General features: G+C 70.5%; 12 protein-coding genes. All 12 read left to right on the forward strand.

The window, feature by feature from the left end; genetic code table 11:
* Window positions 1-496 precede the first annotated feature (496 nt).
* The 12 genes from HZB25_00905 (at window position 497) to HZB25_00960 (ending at window position 18,318) form a co-directional block, all read left to right on the forward strand.
* Entirely contained in the window at window positions 497-1,417 is a 921-nt protein-coding gene (locus HZB25_00905) for a hypothetical protein (GenBank protein ID MBI5835777.1), read from the forward strand.
* A 270-nt stretch (window positions 1,418-1,687) separates the two neighbouring features.
* Window positions 1,688-3,013 (forward strand): 6-phosphofructokinase, encoded by a 1,326-nt coding sequence (locus tag HZB25_00910; protein MBI5835778.1) that lies wholly within the window; start codon window positions 1,688-1,690, stop codon window positions 3,011-3,013.
* A 1-nt stretch (window position 3,014) separates the two neighbouring features.
* The gene (locus HZB25_00915) at window positions 3,015-4,010 is read left to right on the forward strand and encodes an aspartate-semialdehyde dehydrogenase (protein MBI5835779.1); all 996 of its coding nucleotides are present in this window, start codon (window positions 3,015-3,017) and stop codon (window positions 4,008-4,010) included.
* Between the two features lie 11 nt (window positions 4,011-4,021).
* Window positions 4,022-4,783, forward strand: coding sequence for a hypothetical protein (locus tag HZB25_00920; GenBank protein MBI5835780.1), 762 nt, complete (start codon window positions 4,022-4,024; stop codon window positions 4,781-4,783).
* A 67-nt stretch (window positions 4,784-4,850) separates the two neighbouring features.
* Window positions 4,851-5,687 carry a tRNA pseudouridine(38-40) synthase TruA gene (gene truA, locus HZB25_00925; protein ID MBI5835781.1) on the forward strand — a complete coding sequence of 279 codons (837 nt, stop codon included), beginning with the start codon at window positions 4,851-4,853 and terminating at the stop codon, window positions 5,685-5,687.
* Between the two features lie 12 nt (window positions 5,688-5,699).
* Entirely contained in the window at window positions 5,700-6,353 is a 654-nt protein-coding gene (gene fsa, locus HZB25_00930; protein ID MBI5835782.1) for a fructose-6-phosphate aldolase, read from the forward strand.
* 252 nt (window positions 6,354-6,605) lie between these two features.
* A complete protein-coding gene (locus HZB25_00935) occupies window positions 6,606-7,775 on the forward strand; it encodes a trypsin-like peptidase domain-containing protein (GenBank protein MBI5835783.1) in 1,170 nt (389 codons plus the stop codon).
* Window positions 7,776-8,130: 355 nt separating this feature from the next.
* Window positions 8,131-9,537: an NADP-specific glutamate dehydrogenase gene (gene gdhA, locus HZB25_00940; protein MBI5835784.1), complete on the forward strand. Its 1,407-nt coding sequence runs from the start codon at window positions 8,131-8,133 to the stop codon at window positions 9,535-9,537.
* Between the two features lie 120 nt (window positions 9,538-9,657).
* Complete coding sequence (locus HZB25_00945; GenBank protein ID MBI5835785.1) at window positions 9,658-11,136, forward strand: B12-binding domain-containing radical SAM protein; 1,479 nt, start codon at window positions 9,658-9,660, stop codon at window positions 11,134-11,136.
* 182 nt (window positions 11,137-11,318) lie between these two features.
* Complete coding sequence (locus HZB25_00950; protein MBI5835786.1) at window positions 11,319-12,950, forward strand: SpoIIE family protein phosphatase; 1,632 nt, start codon at window positions 11,319-11,321, stop codon at window positions 12,948-12,950.
* The gene (locus HZB25_00955; protein ID MBI5835787.1) at window positions 12,950-15,613 is read left to right on the forward strand and encodes a protein kinase; all 2,664 of its coding nucleotides are present in this window, start codon (window positions 12,950-12,952) and stop codon (window positions 15,611-15,613) included. Before HZB25_00950 ends, HZB25_00955 begins: the two co-directional genes overlap by 1 nt.
* Entirely contained in the window at window positions 15,610-18,318 is a 2,709-nt protein-coding gene (locus HZB25_00960; protein MBI5835788.1) for a serine/threonine-protein kinase, read from the forward strand. Before HZB25_00955 ends, HZB25_00960 begins: the two co-directional genes overlap by 4 nt.
* Window positions 18,319-18,329 lie beyond the last annotated feature (11 nt).

Here is an 18,329-nt window from a genome sequence, read left to right on the forward strand (position 1 = left end):
GTCGGGACCCCGGGGGGCTGCCTCCCGGGGTTCCTCATTTCCTGCCCGCAGATGATCCGCGGATCGCGCCGGATGCCCGATCGAGATTGCACATTCCCGGGCGCGGGGGTACGCTCGTGTTCACACTTCCGGGTACGGAGCCGAGCCCCCAAGGGGCGGGCAGTCCACGGCGCCCCCGCGATCCGCGGCCGCGCACAGAGCCTCGAGTAACGTTCGTCCCATCGCAGTGAGTGCCCGTCCCGGGGTCAGCCCGGGACCTCCACTGGCCAACCTCGACATTCCGCGTCCGGGCGCTGCCCGGCTCCGCGATACCGCTGCCGCTCCCCGGCCCAACCCCAGCCGGCGGGTTCGAGCCGGGCGTCCTCCGCCCAGCCTCGGGCGGCTGTGCCGGCGTTTCCGCCGCCATGGGCGGGACTGCGCGCGTGTCGCCGGAGTGCGCGCGCGGCTCCCGCCTCGCGGCGGCCCCCTCCGCTTGGAGGGAGCAAGGAGAGCCCCCATGAAGCTGGTTCGCGTATTCCTGTTCGCAGCGGTCGCCGCGGGACTGATGCTCCTGCCGCCGATCGCCATGGGCACCGACAAGGACGGGCCCGACGACTGCCTGCGCACCCTGATCGAAGACATGGGTGACGCCCCCGAGGACATCCCGGCCTACCCGGGCGTGATGGGGCGTTTCCCCACGTGCGCGTTCCCCAGTGCGCCGGGCACGCAGACGCTGGCGTGTCCCCCCATCAGCACTCCCCCGGGACCCACCGGGTTCATCCGGCACCTCCAGCTGGGCAACAGCTACTGGCTGGGCTGCTACCTCACCCCCGTCGGACCACAGGGAATCGATTCTGAGCCCGACGGCAAGACCAACACGCCCGCGGTGGGCATGAGCGTCTGCCACCCCGGGTTGCCCACGGACTGCGTCGAGAAGGCCTTCGGCATGACATTCGATCAGGATGAGTGCTACGCCGACGGGTCGGACGCGGGCCTGCACGTGATGCCGGTGTTCCTGCCGTGCGCCATGGCCGGCGTGGGCTTCACCACGTTCAACTGCGATGGCCCCCGCCAGGTGTTCCTCAATATCCTGGTGGACATGAACGAGGACGGCGACTGGAACGACAACTTCCCGTGTCCCACCGGGTGCGCATACGAATGGGCCGTGAAGAACGTGCCGATCCCGCTGCCGCCCGGCTGCGCCACGCTGGCCTCGCCCCCGTTCCTGGTCGGGCCGCGCTCGCAGAACGGACGTGGCTGGATGCGCATCTCGCTGACCGATGAGCCGGTCAACGACGACTACCCGTGGGCCGGCAGCGCCACCACCCCCGCGGGGATCTACCGCGGGGGCGAGACCGAGGACTACCCGGTGGCGGTCGAATTCACCACCGACTCCAAGCCCGGGACCTGGGGCCGGCTGAAGAGGACCTACCGCTAGCCACTCCGATCCGGCGCGGGGGCGCTCCGGCCGCCCCCGCGCCCTCTTCGGCCCCCGCTCCGGCCGCCCAACAAGTTCCTTCGGCTCCCGCTCCGGTCGTCCCGATGATGCCGCGCCCGCCTGCGCCTGCGATTCCTCGCCCCCGCCGCGCTTTTGACACGAACAGGGACTCCCGCTACCTTCCTGACGATCCGTGAAAACGGTTACCTCCCGGCGTCGGCGCCGCGAACCGGCGCGCCCGGGACAGAAACTGGTGGAAGGGAGCAGCCCATGTCCAAGAGCAGTCTCGTCGCGCGCCCGAAGAAGGGGGATCACATCCGGCGCGTGGGCATCGTGTTCGCAGGTGGCCCGGCCCCCGCGGCCAACGCCGTGATCAGCTCGGCCGCGGTGAGCTTCCTGGACGACAATCGCCAGGTGCTGGGGTTCATGTACGGCTACGAGCACCTGCAGAAGTACCACCCGGTCACGTACCGGCTCACCCGCGAGGAGCATTACAAGGAGTTCACCCACAAGGACGTCACCGGCAACCGCAACTCGCAGGGGATCCTGATCGGAACCTCGCGGGCCAACCCCGGGAAGGGAATCAAGTGCCCCGCGGACCTCGACGATCCCGAGAAGACCGCCCACCTGCGCAACGTCTACTCCGCGCTGGTGGACCTGGGCATTGACGCGCTCATCTCGATTGGCGGCGACGACACGCTGAAGACGGCCAACTTCCTGCACGAGTACCAGAAGCGGCTGCCGGAGGGGGCGAAGCGCATCCAGATCGTGCACCTGCCCAAGACCATCGACAACGACTACCAGGGCATCGATTTCACCTTCGGCTACTTCACCGCGGTGGATTTCCTGGCCAAGGAGATGAAGAACCTGCGTGCCGACGCCGAGGCGGGCCAGGTGTACTACGTGGCCGAGTGCATGGGCCGCAAGGCCGGCTGGCTGTGCTACGGGGTTGGAATCGCCGGCGAAGCCAACATGGTATTCAGCCTCGAGGACGTGAATGACGAGATGGTCTTCGAGGACGAGGTGGTGGACCCGGAGACGGGCGCCACACGCAAGGAGCGCCGGCTGCGCGTGGACGCGCTGGTGGACAAGATCGTCAACCTGATCCTGTTCCGCGAGCAGCACGAGCACAAGCACTTCGGCACCGTGGTGCTGGCCGAGGGCCTGGCGGAGCTGTTTCCCGAGAAGTACATCCGCGGGCTGCCCAAGGACGAGCACGGCAACATCTCGATCGGCAAGATTGACATCGGCAAGGAGATGGCCCGCCTCACCGCGGAGGAGTACCGCAAGCGCACCGGCCGGGAGCGCAAGGTCGTGGGGCTGCAGATCGGCTACGAGAGCCGCTGCGCGCTGCCCCACGCCTTCGACGTGATGCTGGGCAGCCAGCTGGGCATCGGTGCCTACCGCGCGCTGGTGGAGGAGAACCTCGGAGGCCACATGGTCAGCGCCAGCGGGCAACTGGACCTCTCCTACGTGCCGTTCCACAAGCTGGTGAACCCGGGCACCATGCGCACCGAGGTGCGTTTCATCCGCCCGGGCTCGGATTTCCACCTCCTGGCGCGGTTCCTCGAGAGCCGCACCGAAGTCCAGAGGTAGCGTGGCCGGCGCTCGCACCGTCGCCGTGGTGGGCGCCACCGGCGCCGTGGGCCAGGAGATGCTCCGGGTGCTGGAGCAGCGCGACTTCCCGGTGGGCAGGCTGCGTCCCATGGCCAGCGCGCGCTCGGCGGGCTCACGGCTGTGCTTCCGCGGGCGCGAGTTCGCGGTGGAGGCGCTGGAGGGCGCCGACTTCGACGGCGTGGACGTGGCGCTGTTCTCGATCGGCGCCGAGCTGGCGCGCGAGCACGGTCCCCGGGCCGCCGAGGCGGGCGCCGTGGTGGTGGACAACAGCACCGCGTTCCGCATGGAGCCGGACGTGCCGCTGGTGGTGCCCGAGGTGAACGGGGAACTGCTGGCCTCGCGGCCGCGCATCGTGGCCAATCCCAACTGCTGCGCGGTGCCGCTGGTGGTGGTGCTCCACGCGCTGCGCCGCGCCGCGGCCCTGAAGCGGGTGATCGTCACCACCTTTCAATCCGTCTCGGGCACCGGCAAGGACGCCATGGACGAGCTGCGCGAGCAGGCCGGCGCCTGGCTCGAGGGGCGGGAGAGCCCTCCGCGGGTATACCCGCGGCCCATCGCCTTCAACTGCCTGCCCCACGTGGACGCCTTCCAGGACAACGGCTACACCCGGGAGGAGATGAAGATCACCGCCGAGTCGCGCAAGATGCTGGGCCTCCCGGACCTGCTGCTCTCCGCCACCTGCGTGCGCGTGCCGGTGTTCCGGGCGCACAGCGAGTCGGTCACCGTGGAGTTCGAGCGTCCCGTCACGCCGCAGCAGGCGCTCGACGCGCTGCGTTCCGCCGCGGGTGTGGAGTTGCGCGGGGAGCCCGGGGCGTACCCGACCCCCCGCGACGCCGAGGGCGGGGACCTGACGCTGGTGGGACGCGTGCGCGAGGACGTGTCCCACCCCGGCGGGATCGCGCTGTGGCTCACCTGCGACAATCTCCGCAAGGGGGCGGCCCTCAACGCCATCCAGATCGCCGAGAGATATCTTTGAAGATGGGCGCGATGACCGGCTTCGCATGGGGCCGCGCGGTGGTCCGCGAGGAAGGCCCCTTCCCGCTGGATCCGCGCGCGCGGGCGCTGCTGCTGGTGCTGCTGCTGGCCGGCATCCCGCTGCTCTCGCACTGGACCGCGCTGGCGCTGCTCTCGCTGGCCGCCCCGCTGGCCGCCCGCGCGTTGCGCCTGCCTCCCGGCTTCACCCGCTCGCTGCTGCGCCTGGCGTGGCTGCCGCTGCTGTTCACGGTGGCGGTGAATTCCCTGTACGGCCCGGGCTCGGGCATTCTGCCGCGCCCCTCGCTCGCCGGCGTGGGGGCGGGCTGCCTGTATGCCGTTCGCTTCTGGCTCACCTGGTACGCCTTCTCCCTGTTCTGGGTGATCACCTCGCCGGACGAGCTGCTGCGCTCGCTGCGCGTCTCGCGCGCGGGCGGGCCGCGGGCGGCGCAGGACTTCTGGCTCACGCTGGAGCTGGCGCTGCGCATGACCCCGCTGCTGGGCGAGGAGGTGGAGCGCGTGGTGCTCGCGCAGGCCGCGCGCGGGGCGGATTGGGGCGGCAGCCTGGCGCGGCGCGCGTCGCAGGCGTCCGGGCTGGTGATCCCGGTGCTTCACGCGGCCTTGCGGCGCGCGGAGGCCCTGGCGGACCTGCTGGTGGCGCGCGGGTTCGGGTCCGGGCCGGCCTCCTGCGCGGTGGAACACCGCTGGTCGTGGCGCGACACCGCGGTCCTGGCGGCGGCCGTGGCGGTGATGGCCGGATTGTGGCGGCTGCCGTGACGGGCGGCGCGGAAAGGGCGCGCGTACCCCGCCGCGGGCTCCGGCGATCCCCCCCGGGGGCGCGGTCATGACCGCGCCGGGTGACGGCCACGTACCCATCCCGCACGGCGACACCGCACGCCGGCACCGCATGATCGTGTCCTATGACGGCGCCGCGTTCTTCGGCTGGCAGATCCAGCCGCAGCGGCGCTCGGTGCAGGGGGACCTGGAGGAGGCGCTCTCCACGCTGCTGCGGGAGAAGGTGAACGTCACCGGCGCGGGACGCACCGATTCCGGCGTGCACTCCGTGGGGCAGGTGGCGCACTTCGACACCACCGCCCGATTCGCGCCGGCGCTGCTCGAAGGGCGTCTCAACGGCTACCTGGAGGCGGACGTCTCCGTGTGCGGCCTGCGCCGCGCGACCGCCGCCTTCGACGCCCGGCGCTCCGCCACCGGACGGCTGTATCGCTATCACCTGGCGTTCCGCAAATCGCCCCTGAGCCGCGGAAGGTCGTGGTACACTCCGGGCCTGGATCCGGCCGCGCTCCGCGAGCACACTCGCGGGATCCTGGGAGAGCACGATTTCAAGGCGTTCTGCGCCCGCGGCGACCGGCACGAGAACACACTGTGCGTGCTGCGCCGGGCGGACTGGAAGGCATGGGAGGGCGGCCTCTTCCTGGAACTGGAAGGCAACCGCTTCCTCCATCACATGGTCCGCAACCTGGTGGGCACGCTGGTGCCGATGGCCAGGGGCGCCTGGCACGGCCCGGGCATCCCCGAGTTGCTCGCGGGCCGCGACCGGCGGCTGGCCGGCCCCACCGCGCCGGCCCGCGGGTTGTGCCTGGTCCGTGTCTACTACGGGGCCCGCCCGGGCGGGCCCGGTCCATCAAGCAGCGGCCCGCCCCCAGCGGGCCCCAACGAATAACCGGGAGCCACGATGAAGTTCTTCCTCGACACCGCGAACGTGAAGGAAATCCAGGAGGTCGCCGCCCTGGGCATCCTGGACGGCGTGACCACCAACCCGTCGCTGCTGGCAAAGGAGCCGGGAGATCCGCGCAAGACCATCGTGCAGATCTGCGAAATCGTGCAGGGCCCGGTGAGCGCCGAGGCGGTTTCCACGGACTACCCGGGCATCGTGGCCGAGGGCCGCGAGCTGGCAAAGCTGCACCCGCACGTGGTGGTGAAGGTCCCGGTCATCCGCGAGGGCCTCAAGGCCATCAAGACGCTCAGCGGCGAGGGGGTGAAGATCAACTGCACCCTGATCTTCAACGCGGTGCAGGGGCTCATGGCCGCGAAGGCGGGTGCCACCTACCTGAGCCCGTTCGTGGGCCGCATTGACGATTCCGGCCACGACGGCATGGAGCTGGTGCACGACCTGGTGCAGATCATGGAGCTGCACGACCTGGACGCGCAGGTGCTCGCGGCCAGCCTGCGCCACCCGATGCACGTGCGCGAGGCCGCCCTCGCGGGCGCCCACGTGGGTACGCTGCCCAAGTCGGTGTTCGACCAGTGCCTCAAGCACCCGCTGACCGACATCGGGCTGGCGCGCTTCCTGGAGGACTGGAAAAAGGTCCAGGCGGCCTCGAAGTAGGAGGGTTGCGGCAGGGGCCGCGTCGGCCAACCCAGTTCGCGGGCGGCGCGTCCCACGGGACAGCCGCCCGCTGTGCGTCCGGCGCGTTCCACGGGACCGCAGCCCGCTGTGCGGCCGGCGCGTCCCACGGGACCGCAGCCCGCTGTGCGGCCGGCGCGCTTCCAGGCCCGGACGCTGGTTTCCAATCCGGGCCGGGTCCGACCCGCTCGCGCCGTTCAACCCGATCGCACCCCAAGGAGGATCGCCCACGCCATGCGTCCGTTTCCGCGAGTCCACATCCTGGCGGCGCTGCTGCTCGCCGGCCCCCTGGCCATTCCCGCCGCCTCGACCGCCACCGCCCGGGCCGCCGCTGCCGCTCCGGGCGGCCGGGGCGCGCCGCAGCCGGCCGAGGATCTGGCCTGGAGCCGCCAGAACGCCATCACGCGCGCGGCCGAGCGGGCCGGGGCCGCGGTGGTGTCCATCAGCGTGGTGCAGACGCAGGTGGTGCAGGAGAGCCCCTTCTTCTCCTTCTTCCCGGACGAGTTCTTCGACCGGTTCTCTCCCCCCATGCAGTACCGCCGGGAGGTGCCGGGCCTGGGCTCGGGCTTCATCGTGAACAGGGAGGGCTACGTGCTCACCAATTCGCACGTGGTCCAGGGGGCGCGCCAGATCAAGGTGACGCTCACCGACGGGCGGCAGTTCGAGGGCAAGCTGGTGGGCTCGGATCCCAGCTACGACCTGGCGGTGGTGAAGGTGGAGGGCAAGGACCTGCCGGTGGCCGCGGAGGGCAACTCCGACGACCTGATCGTGGGGGAGTGGGCCATCGCCATCGGGAACCCGTTCGGCTTCCTGCTCAACGACACCAAGCCCTCGGTGACCGTGGGCGTGGTGAGCGCCACGCGGCGCGACATCAAGCCCGAGGCGGGCGTGACCGGCGTGTACAAGAACATGATCCAGACCGATGCGGCCATCAACCCGGGCAACTCCGGCGGGCCGCTGGTCAACGCCATGGGCGAGGTGATCGGCATCAACACGTTCATCCTCTCCAAGGGCGGCGGCTCGATCGGGCTGGGCTTCGCCATTCCCATCAACACCGCGAAGAAGGTGTTCGAGGAAATCGTGCAGTACGGCCGCGTGCGCAGCGTGTGGATCGGCGTGTCGGTCCAGGATGTCACGCCCTACCTGGCGCAGCGATTCGCCCTCACGGACCGCAGCGGCGTGATCATCCTGACCGTGGAGCGCGGGAGCCCCGCGGCCCGGGCCGGGGTGCGGGTGGGGGACGTGGTGCGCCAGGTGGACGGCGAGAAGGTGCGCAACGCCGACGAGGCCGGCCGGGCCATCTTCGGAGCGGGGGTGGGGGACACCGTCCGCCTCACCCTGGAGAGGCAGGGCAAGCCGGTGGAGGTGCGCCTGACACTCGAGGAAGCCCGCGACTCCCAGTGATTTCGGGCCATGCCCTGCACCTCGGTGTCAGGCGGCATGTCATTCTGGCAGGCGCGAACCGATGCCGCGGCCCGGCCCGAGCGTACCGGGAAACCCCTATCCGACTGCTCCGAAAGCAATTGAAACACCGGAGTTTCAGGGCGTATCATCCGGCACGGAGGATGCTGTTTTAGCCTCTTTGGCGATTTTCCGCTTGCCGCGCCAGACCCTTCGGCCGGCGTATCCGGTCATGCCCCGCATCCGGCGAGCCCGGGCTACTGATCCGGGGTTCATGACTGCGGAGAAACAGGACGGGCCCTGATCGGCGCGGTCCTGCCGCAAGTGGTGGTCCCGGGCAGTGGAGGAGGTCCCTTTCATGGCGAACGCCGACGTGGGCGTCTTGACGCCGACCGCTTCGAAGACCGACTACATCTCCAGTGTCATCGAGACGACCATCCGGAAGAACCCGGCGGAGCCCGAGTTCCACCAGGCGGTCAAGGAGGTCCTCGAATCCCTGCGGCCGGCGATCGACAAGCACCCGAAATACCGTGACGCTCGCATCCTCGAGCGCATCGTCGAGCCCGAGCGCGTGATCATGTTCCGCGTGCCCTGGCTGGACGACAAGGGCCAGGTGCAGTGCAACCGCGGCTTCCGGATCGAGATGAACAGCGCCATCGGCCCGTACAAGGGTGGCCTGCGCCTTCACCCGTCCGTGAACCTCGGCGTGCTGAAGTTCCTCGCCTTCGAACAGGTGTTCAAGAACTCGCTCACCACGCTGCCCATGGGCGGCGGCAAGGGCGGCTCGGACTTCGACCCGAAGGGCAAGAGCGACAACGAAGTCATGAAGTTCTGCCAGAGCTTCATGACCGAACTGTGCCGCCACATCGGCCCGGACACCGACGTCCCGGCCGGTGACATCGGCGTGGGCGGCCGCGAGATCGGCTTCCTCTTCGGGCAGTACAAGCGCATCCGCAACGAGTTCACCGGCGTGCTCACGGGCAAGGCGCTGAACTGGGGCGGCTCGCTCATCCGTCCGGAAGCCACCGGCTACGGCACGGTGTACTTCACCGAGGAGATGCTCAAGACGCGCAAGGACTCGCTGCAGGGCAAGGTGGCGCTGGTCTCCGGCAGCGGCAACGTGGCCCAGTACACCGTCGAGAAGCTGAACGATCTCGGTGCCAAGGCGGTCACGCTCTCCGACTCCGGCGGCTTCATCCACGACCCGGCGGGCATCAACGCCGAGAAGCTGGCGTGGGTCATGGAACTCAAGAACGTCAAGCGCGGCCGCATCGAGGAGTACGCCAGGAAGTTCTCCGGCTCCAAGTACACGCCGGTGGACCCGAAGGCCGACTTCAACCCGCTCTGGGCCGTCCCGGGCGCCCAGCTGGCCTACCCCAGCGCGACGCAGAACGAGATCAACGCCAAGGACGCCGACAACCTGATCAAGAATGGCGTGTTCGTGATCGGCGAAGGCGCCAACATGCCGAGCACGCTCGATGCCACCAACAAGTTCCTCGCGGCGAAGATCCTGTACGGGCCGGCGAAGGCCGCCAACGCCGGCGGCGTGGCCACCTCGGGGCTCGAGATGTCGCAGAACAGCCTGCGCCTGGGCTGGACCCGTGAAGAGGTGGACACCCGGCTCCACAACATCATGATCTCCATCCACAAGAACTCCTTCGAGACCGCCAAGGAATACGGCGCCCCGGGCAACTACGTGCTCGGCGCGAACATCGCCGGTTTCCTGAAGGTGGCGAACTCGATGCTGGACCAGGGACTGGTGTAGTCCCCGGACTCAAGGCGGCAGTATCATTCAAGGCGCGGGGTGGGGGCGGCTCCACCCCGCGCTTGCTATTGCCGGCCGATTGCCCTTTCCTTTCCTCCCGGGCGAGCGTAGCGTGAAGGTATGAACGTCCTGCTGGTGTACCCGCGTTTTCCGGACACCTTCTGGAGCTTCAAGCACGCGCTGAAGTTCATCCACAAGCGCGCGTCGGTCCCGCCCCTGGGCCTGCTCACGGTGGCGGCGATGCTGCCGGCGGGGTGGGGGCGGCGTCTGGTGGACCTCAACGTGGGTGAACTGCGCGCCGCAGACCTGGAATGGGCCGACCTGGTGTTCGTGGGCGCGATGATCGCCCAGCGGGATTCCGCGCGCGAGGTGATCGCGCGCTGCCGGGCTGCGGGGCGGACCGTGGTGGCCGGCGGGCCGCTGTTCGCCGTGAAGCAGGAGCACTTTCCCGGGGTGGACCATTTTGTCCTGGGGGAGGCCGAGCTCTCGCTGGAGCCCTTCCTGCGGGATTTCCAGGCCGGCGCCGCGCGGCGCGTGTACCACGCCGACGGCCTGGCGGATGTGCGCCTGAGCCCCGCGCCGCAGTGGGAGCTGGCGGACCTGCGCCGCTACGCCTCGATGAGCGTGCAGTGGTCGCGCGGCTGCCCCTTCGACTGCGATTTCTGCAACGTGACCGCCATGTTCGGCCACGTGCCCAGGCTCAAGTCGTCCGCGCAGGTGATCGGGGAGCTGGATGCCCTGTACCGCCTGGGCTGGCGCGGCGAGGTGTTCTTCGTCGATGACAACCTGGTGGGCAACAAGCGCCGGCTGCGGGAGGACCTGCTGCCGGCGCTGATCGCCTGGCGGGAGGGCAAGCGCGGTCTCAGCTTCTACACCCAGGCCTCCATCAACCTGGCCGACGACGACGCCCTGATGAGCCGCATGGCGCAGGCGGGCTTCACCACCGTGTTCATCGGCATCGAGACCCCCGACGAGGCCGGCCTGGCGGAGTGCCACAAGCGGCAGAACACCGGGCGGGACCTGGTGGCCGACGTGAAGCGCATCCAGCGCGCGGGGCTGCAGGTGCAGGGCGGGTTTATCCTGGGGTTCGACAACGACCTGCCGACCATCTTCCAGCGGCAGGTGGACTTCATCCAGATGAGCGGCATCGTGACCGCGATGGTGGGCCTGCTGCAGGCGATCCCGGGCACCCGGCTGTGGGAGCGGCTGCACGGGGAGGACCGGCTGCTGGGGGAGTCCACCGGCGACAACGTGGACGGCACGCTCAACTTCGTGCCGCGCATGGACGCGGCCGCGCTGCGCGAGGGTTACCACCGGGTTTTGGAGCGGCTGTACTCGCCGCGCGAGTACTACCGGCGGGTGCGCACCTTCCTGCGCGAGTACCATCCCCCGAAGATGGACCTGCGGCTCGACTGGCAGAACTCGCGGGCGTTCGTGTGGTCCAATCTGCGCCTGGGGGTGGTGGGCAGGGAGCGCTGGCACTACTGGGGGCTGCTGCTCTGGACGCTGTTCCGCCGCCCCACGCTGATGCGGGTGGCGGTCACCCTGGCCATCTACGGGCACCACTTCCGCAAGACCTGCGAGGGCATCCGGGCGTAGGCCCGGGGGGCACCTTGCCCCACCCCGGGCCGGGACCGCCGGCCGAAGTATTCCCTCGACTCTGCTCCTGAACTTCCTGCATCATATGCGCATCCAACAGTCAGGCCGCCTGATGTGAGCCGGCAACGGTTCCGGACGTCACCCCCGCGTTCGCCGGATTCCCCGGCACGGAGGCCCCCCGCGTGCCCCTGTTTCTCTCCGCGAACATCGCCGAGAAGTTCCAGGTCTGGCCCCTCGACGGGCCGGTGCTGGGCATCGGCCGGTCCTCGCGCCACGCCATCCACCTCGCCGACGCCACCGTCTCCAAGGACCATGCCGAGATTTCGCGGCGCGGCGAGCTGTACTTCGTCCACGACCTGGGCAGCCGCAACGGCACCCGCGTGAACGGGGTGGCGGCCGCCGAACCGCTGCCGCTGCGGGACGGGGACCGCCTGGAAATCGGCCAGCTGGTGCTGCGCGTGTCCGAGGGCGAGCCGGTGCAGCGGGTGCGCTTCCAGGAGTCCATGGCCCTCAGCACCTCGGTGAAACTCCGGGTGGACGGGATGCTCAAGGGCCCGCCGCAGGAGACGGCCGCCACGCCCCAGCTGGTGCGGCTGCTGGCCGAGGCCGGGCGCATGCTGGTGCTGCCGCGGCCACTCAAGGAGACCTGCGACCAGATCCTGGAGGTCATCGAACGCGCGGTGCCCGCCTCGCGCCACGTGCTGCTGATGCGCGAGAAACCCGGCACCGAGCCGGTGCAGGTCGCGGCGCGCTGGCGCGGCGGCCGGGCGGGCCAGCCGCTGGCGCTCTCCACCGCCATCCTCAAGGCGGTGCTGGAGGAGTGCACCTCGGTGCTCACGGAGGATGCCTCGGCCGACCCCCGGTTCCAGGGCCAGCAGAGCATCGTCTCCCAGTCGGTGCACTCGGTGATGGCGGTGCCGCTCTTCGACAACGAGCGCGTGCTGGGCCTCATCTACGTGGACAGCCAGGAGATGATGGTGCGCTTCTCCGAGTCGCACCTGGAGGTGCTGTCGCTGCTGGCCAACATGGCGGCGGTCAAGATCACCAACGCGCGACTGCTGGAGGCCGAGGCGGCGCGGGCGCGCATTGCCCAGGAACTGGCCACGGCCACGCGCATCCAGCGCGCGCTGCTGCCCGCCCACCCGCCGGAGATTCCCGGGTACACCTTCGAGCTCTTCCTCGAGACGTGCTACGAGGTGGGGGGCGATCTCTACGACATTCACCTGCAGCCGGACGGCTCGGTGGTGTTCCTGGTCGCGGACGTCTCCGGCAAGGGCGTGGGCGCCTCGCTGCTGATGTCCTCGTTCCTGGCCGGGGCGAGGGTGCTGTGCCACGCGTTGCACGACCTGGGCGCGCTGGCCGCGCAGCTCAACCACATGATGTGCGAGAGCACCGGCTCGATGCACTTCGTGACCGGCTTCATCGGCTTCCTGGACCCCGCCACCGGGGTGATCCGCTACGTGAGCGGCGGGCACCCGCCGCCGATCGTCGTGGGGCCCGGCGGGGTGCGCGAAGTCTCGGTGCAGGACGGCGGCCTGCCCTTCGGCATCATGGAGGACGCCGAGTACCGCGAGTCCTCCACCCGGCTCGAGCCCGGCGAGCTGCTGGTGCTGTTCACCGACGGCGTGCCCGAGGCGCGCCGCGGGGACGAGTTGTACGAGGAGGAGCGCCTGCGGCAGCTGCTCGCGGGCCTGCCGGGTCCGCTCGATCCGGCGGAGGCGCGCCGCAGGATCCTCGAGAGTGTCGCGGAATTCGTGGGTGACGAGCCCCGGGGCGACGACATCACGCTTCTCCTGGTACGGAGGGACCCGTAATGCCCCTGCTTCCCGGCACCCGCCTCGGACCCTATGAAATCCTCGGACCCCTCGGTGCCGGCGGCATGGGCGAAGTGTACAAGGCCCGCGACTCCCGCCTGGACCGCACCGTCGCCGTGAAGGTGCTCCCGGAGCACCTCTCGCTGCAGCCCGAGGTGCGTGCGCGCTTCGAGCGCGAGGCGCGGGCCGTGTCGAGCCTCAACCACCCCAACATCTGCACGCTGCACGACGTGGGCCACCAGGACGGGGTGGACTACCTGGTCATGGAGCTGGTGGAAGGGGAGACGCTCGCGGCGAGGCTGGACCGCGGGCCGCTCGCGCCGGCGGAGATCCTGCGCACCGCCAGCGAGATCGCCGACGCGCTGGACAAGGCCCACCGCGGCGGCATCGTGCACCGCGACCTCAAGCCCGGCAACATCATGCTCACCAAGGGCGGCGCCAAGCTGCTGGACTTCGGCCTGGCGCGCGGCGCCGGGCTGGACGCTCCCGCGGGCAGCCTCACGCAGTCGCCCACCATGAGCCGCCCGCTCACCGCCGAGGGCAGCATCGTCGGCACGTTTCAGTACATGGCGCCCGAGCAGCTGGAAGGGGCCGAGGCCGACGCGCGCACCGACATCTTCGCCCTCGGCGTGACGCTCTACGAGATGGCCACCGGCCGGCGCGCCTTCGAGGGCCGCACGCAAGCTTCCCTGATCGCCTCGATCCTCAAGGAGGAGCCGCGCAGCATCTCGGAGCTGCAGCCGCTGTCGCCCCCCGGCCTGGAGCGGCTGGTGAAGGCGTGCATGGCCAAGGACCCCGAGGAGCGGGTGCAGACCGCGCACGACGTGAAGCTGCAGTTGCGCTGGATCGCCGAGGGCGGCTCGCAGGCCGGCGTGCCGGCGCCGGTCTCGGCGCGACGCCGCGGGCGGGAACGGGTGGCGTGTGCGGTGGCCGCGGTGGCCGCGGCGGCCGCGGTGGGGCTCGGCATCTTCCTGTTCGCCTGGCCCCGGCCCGCGCCCGTCCCGGTGCGCTTCGTGGTCACCCGGAGCGGCGGCATGCGCAGCCTTTCCTGGCCGCGGGTCTCCCCCGACGGCCTCACACTGGCATTCCTGGCCACCGATTCCACCGGACGGGGCTCGATCTGGGTCCGGCCGCTCAACTCGCTCACGGCCTACCCCCTGCCCGGCACGGAGGGCGCGGGGCGGCCGTACTGGTCCCCGGACAGCCGGTTCCTGGCCTACTTCGACGGCCCGCAGATCAAGAAGATCGCCGTGGCGGGCGGCCCGCCGATGCTGGTGTGCAACACCACGCGGCCCGCGCCCTGCGACATCTCGTGGAGCAAGGGTGGGGTGCTCCTCTTCGACGGCCGCGCCTCCGACTCGCTGGAGTTCGTTCCGGCGGGGGGAGGGACCCCGCAGCCGGCCAGCTTCCCCGACCGGCGACACGGGGCCTCGGGGGACGCGTGGCCGTACTTCCTGCCGGACGGGAAGCACTTCCTGTATCTCACCTACGGCATGGGCACCACCAAGGGTCCCATGCTCATGGGCGGCGAGCTGGGTTCGAAGAAGGTCAAGCAGATCGGCGGAGTGGGCTCGCGCGTGGAGTACGCGCCCCAGGGATACCTGGTCTACGCCAGCGATGCCACGCTGGTGGCCCGGCCGTTCGACCCCGGCCGGATGGCCTTCACCGGGGAGCCGTTCCCGGTGGCCGAACACGTGAACGTGCTCGGCGACGACAACGCCGACTTCTCGGTGTCGCCCTCGGGTGTGCTGGCCTATCTGCCGAACGCCTCGACCGAGCGCAGCGAATTGGCGTGGTTCGACCGCGGTGGCAGGGAACTCGAGAAGGCGGCGCCCCCGGACGCGTACCGGGACATCTCGCTCTCGCCCGACGAGACGCGCGTGGCCTACGGGCTGCAGGACGGGCGCCAGAACACCGAGGACATCTGGGTGCGCGACCTGAAGCGCGGCGTGTCCACCCGGCTCACCTTCGACACCGGCAACGAGCTCCAGCCGCTGTGGTCGGCCGACGGCAACCGCGTCGCCTACACCGCCTTCAGCGGGGGACCGCTGCAATTGCGGGCCAAGCTGGCCAGCGGCGCCGGCCAGGAGGAGGCGCTCACGGCGCCCTACCCGGATGCCACGGGCTCGACCTCGTGGTCGCGGGACGGCAGCACCCTGGTGTTCCAGCGCCGGGCCGCCACGGGCTGGGACGTGGGCATCCAGTCACTGACGGGGGACCGCAAACAATTCCTCCAGCTGCACAGCCCATTCAACGAGATGCGCGGGCGGCTCTCGCCGGACGAGAAATGGCTGGCGTACCAATCGAACGAATCGGGGCGCATGGAGGTCTACGTGCAACCATTTCCCGGCCCCGGGGGCAAGTGGCAGGTGTCCAGCGCGGGCGGTGGGGACCCCAAGTGGCGCGCGGATGGCAAGGAGTTGTTCTTCCGCAGCCCCGCCCAGGAGCTGATGGCGGTGCCGGTGCGGACCGGTGCCGGATTCGAGTCCGGCTCGCCGGTGCGCCTGTTCCAGAAGGAGCTGGAGTCCGCGGGCTTCCAGCTCACGCGCTACGCGCCGTCCGCCAACGGCCAGCGCTTCCTCTTGAATGTGCCGCTGTCCTCCTCCTCGCAGGCCGCGTTCAACATCGTCCTCAACTGGGCCGCGGAAACGAAGCGCAAATGAGCCTCGCCCCCGGAAGCAAGTTGGGCCCCTACGACGTCCTCGCGCCCCTCGGCGCGGGCGGCATGGGGGAGGTGTGGCTGGCGCGCGACCCGCGGCTGGAGCGGGAGGTGGCCATCAAGGCGCTCCCCGAGGCCTTCGCGCGCGATCCCGAACGACTGGCCCGCTTCGACCGCGAGGCGCGGCTGCTGGCCTCCCTCCACCATCCCAACATCGCGGGCATCCTGGGCCTGGAGGAAGTGGACGGCCGCCGTTACCTGGTGCTGGAATACGTGGAGGGGCCCACCCTCGCGGAGCGGCTGTCCCAGGGCCAGCTCCCCCTGGCCGAGGCCGTGGACGTGTGCCGCCAGATCGCCACGGCCGTGGAGGCGGCGCACGAGAGCGGGGTCATTCACCGCGACCTCAAGCCCGGCAACGTGAAGATCACACCGACCGGGGAGGTGAAGGTCCTCGACTTCGGCCTGGCCAAGGGCGGAGTGGCCGCGGCCTCCGGCTCCGACCCCAACCTGACCGCCTCGCCCACCCTCACCCACGCGGCCACCATGGCCGGCGTCATCCTCGGCACGGCGGCGTACATGAGTCCCGAGCAGGCGCGCGGGCGCGGTGTGGACCGGAGGACCGACATCTGGTCCTTCGGGTGCGTGCTCTACGAGTGCCTCACGGGGCAGGCGCTGTTCCAGGGGGAGACCGTCTCGGACCTGATCGCCCGCATCCTGGAGCGCGAGCCCGACTGGTCCGCGCTGCCGGCGGCCACGCCCGTGCGGGTGCGCGAGCTGCTTCGCCGCTGCCTGCGCCGCGACCCGAAGGAGCGCCTGCGGGACATGGGCGACGCGCGACTGGAACTGGTCGAGGCGATGTCCTCGCCCCCGCCCGAAGTCGCGCCCGCGGCGGGGGAGGCCGCCGGGCGCGGTCGCCGTCGGGGACGCATGGCCTGGTTCGCCATCGGTCTTGCCCTGGTGGCGCTCTCCGCGGGTGCGGCGGCAGTGGCACGGCTGGCCTTGCGGCCGCCGGGCGCGGGAACCCTCCGGGTCTCGGTCCAGGCCCCGGACGGGCTCGACCTGAGCGGGGAAGTTCCTGATGTCACCATCTCCCCCGACGGCCGCACCATCGTCTTCGCGGCCCTGGACACCACCGGCACACGGGCCCTGTGGCTGCGCCCGCTGGATTCGAATACCGCGCGCCGGCTGCCCGGAACGCAGGGGGCGGTGATCCCGTTCTGGTCACCGGACAGCCGCCAGCTGGCATTCTTCGCCGGGGGCGAGCTCAAGCGCATGACGGTCCAGGACGAGGACATCCAGGTCGTGTGTCCCGCGCCCAACCCGCGCGGTGGCGCGTGGGGGCGTGGCGATGTAATCGTCTTCGCTCCCACCGGTTCCGGGCCCCTGATGCGGGTGGCCGCGAGCGGGGGGGAGGCTCAGCGGGCCACCACCCTGGACTCCACCCGCGGCGAGACCGCGCACCGATTTCCCTGCTTCCTGCCCGACGGGCGCCACTTCCTCTACGTGGCGCTGCCCGGAAAGGACTCCCAGGTGGCCACGCGCATGGGGGAGACCGGGGCGGTCCGGCCCGGTCCGATCGTGCTCTCCTCCACCGGCGCGCCGGTCTACGCCGAGCCCGGGTACCTCCTGTACAACCGTCAGGGGACCGTGGTGGCGCAGCGCTTCGATGGCCGGTCGCGGCGTCTCCGGGGATCCCCGCAGCCGGTGCGGGGGCTCGTGGACGCCAGCGGAAGTTACTCGGGCTCGCCGGTGGTGATGGCCTCCCGGGCCGGCGTGCTGGTGCAGCGCGACGTGCGTTCCGCGAACGACCGCGTGGACCTGCTCGACATCTCGGGGAAGGCCCTGAGCACCCTGGCGCTGCCGGAGAACTACTATTCCACGCCGCGATTCTCCCCCGACGGCACGAAGCTGGTCCTCAACTCCTCGCACGTGGGTTCCAACGTCAGCCCGCTGTGGATGGTGGACCTGCGGCGCGGGATTTCGTCCCGCTTCACGTTCGAGGGCACATTCGACAGCGACGGGGCCTGGACGCCCGACGGCGGGCGCGTGATCTACGGCTCCGCGCGGAGGAAGGGCCGGGAAATCTACTGGAGGAAGGCCGACGCGTCCGGGCCGGAGGTGCGCCTGGCGGAGGTTCCCAACCTGTTCAACGATCCCAGCACCGTGAGCCCCGACGGGCGCTTCGTGGTGTACCGGTCCCTCAGCGGCGAGACCGGCGAGGACCTGTGGATGCTGGCCACGGATGGCAAGACCCCTCCGGCCCCGCTGATCCGTACCCGGTTCAACGAGCTCGACGCGGACATCTCGCCCGACGGACGCTGGATCGCCTATCGCTCCGACGAGTCGGGGCGCCTGGAAATCTACGTGGCGTCGTTCCCGGGGCTGGCGGAGAAGACGCGCGTGTCCAACGACGGCGCCGCCCCGGTCCTGAACAGTACTGCGACCTGGGTCCGCTGGCGGCGGGACGGGCGCGCGCTCCACTTCATCGGGGGCGACGGGCAGACCATCATGCAGGCCGACGTCGAGCCCGGGGCGGCGTTTCGGGCCGCGGCGCCGCGGCCCCTGTTGCGCCTGCCCCGCGGCTTCGTGGACGCGGACATCTCCCCGGACGGACGGCAGGTCGTGGTGTGCATGCCGACCGGCGTGGAGGGGCGTGGCGCGATCAACCTGGTGATGAACTGGGTGCGGGAACTGGAGCCGGGCAGGTAGTCGACCCCGGG

The sequence above is a fragment of the Candidatus Eisenbacteria bacterium genome (assembly GCA_016235265.1).
GTDB lineage: Bacteria > Eisenbacteria > RBG-16-71-46 > RBG-16-71-46 > JACRLI01 > JACRLI01.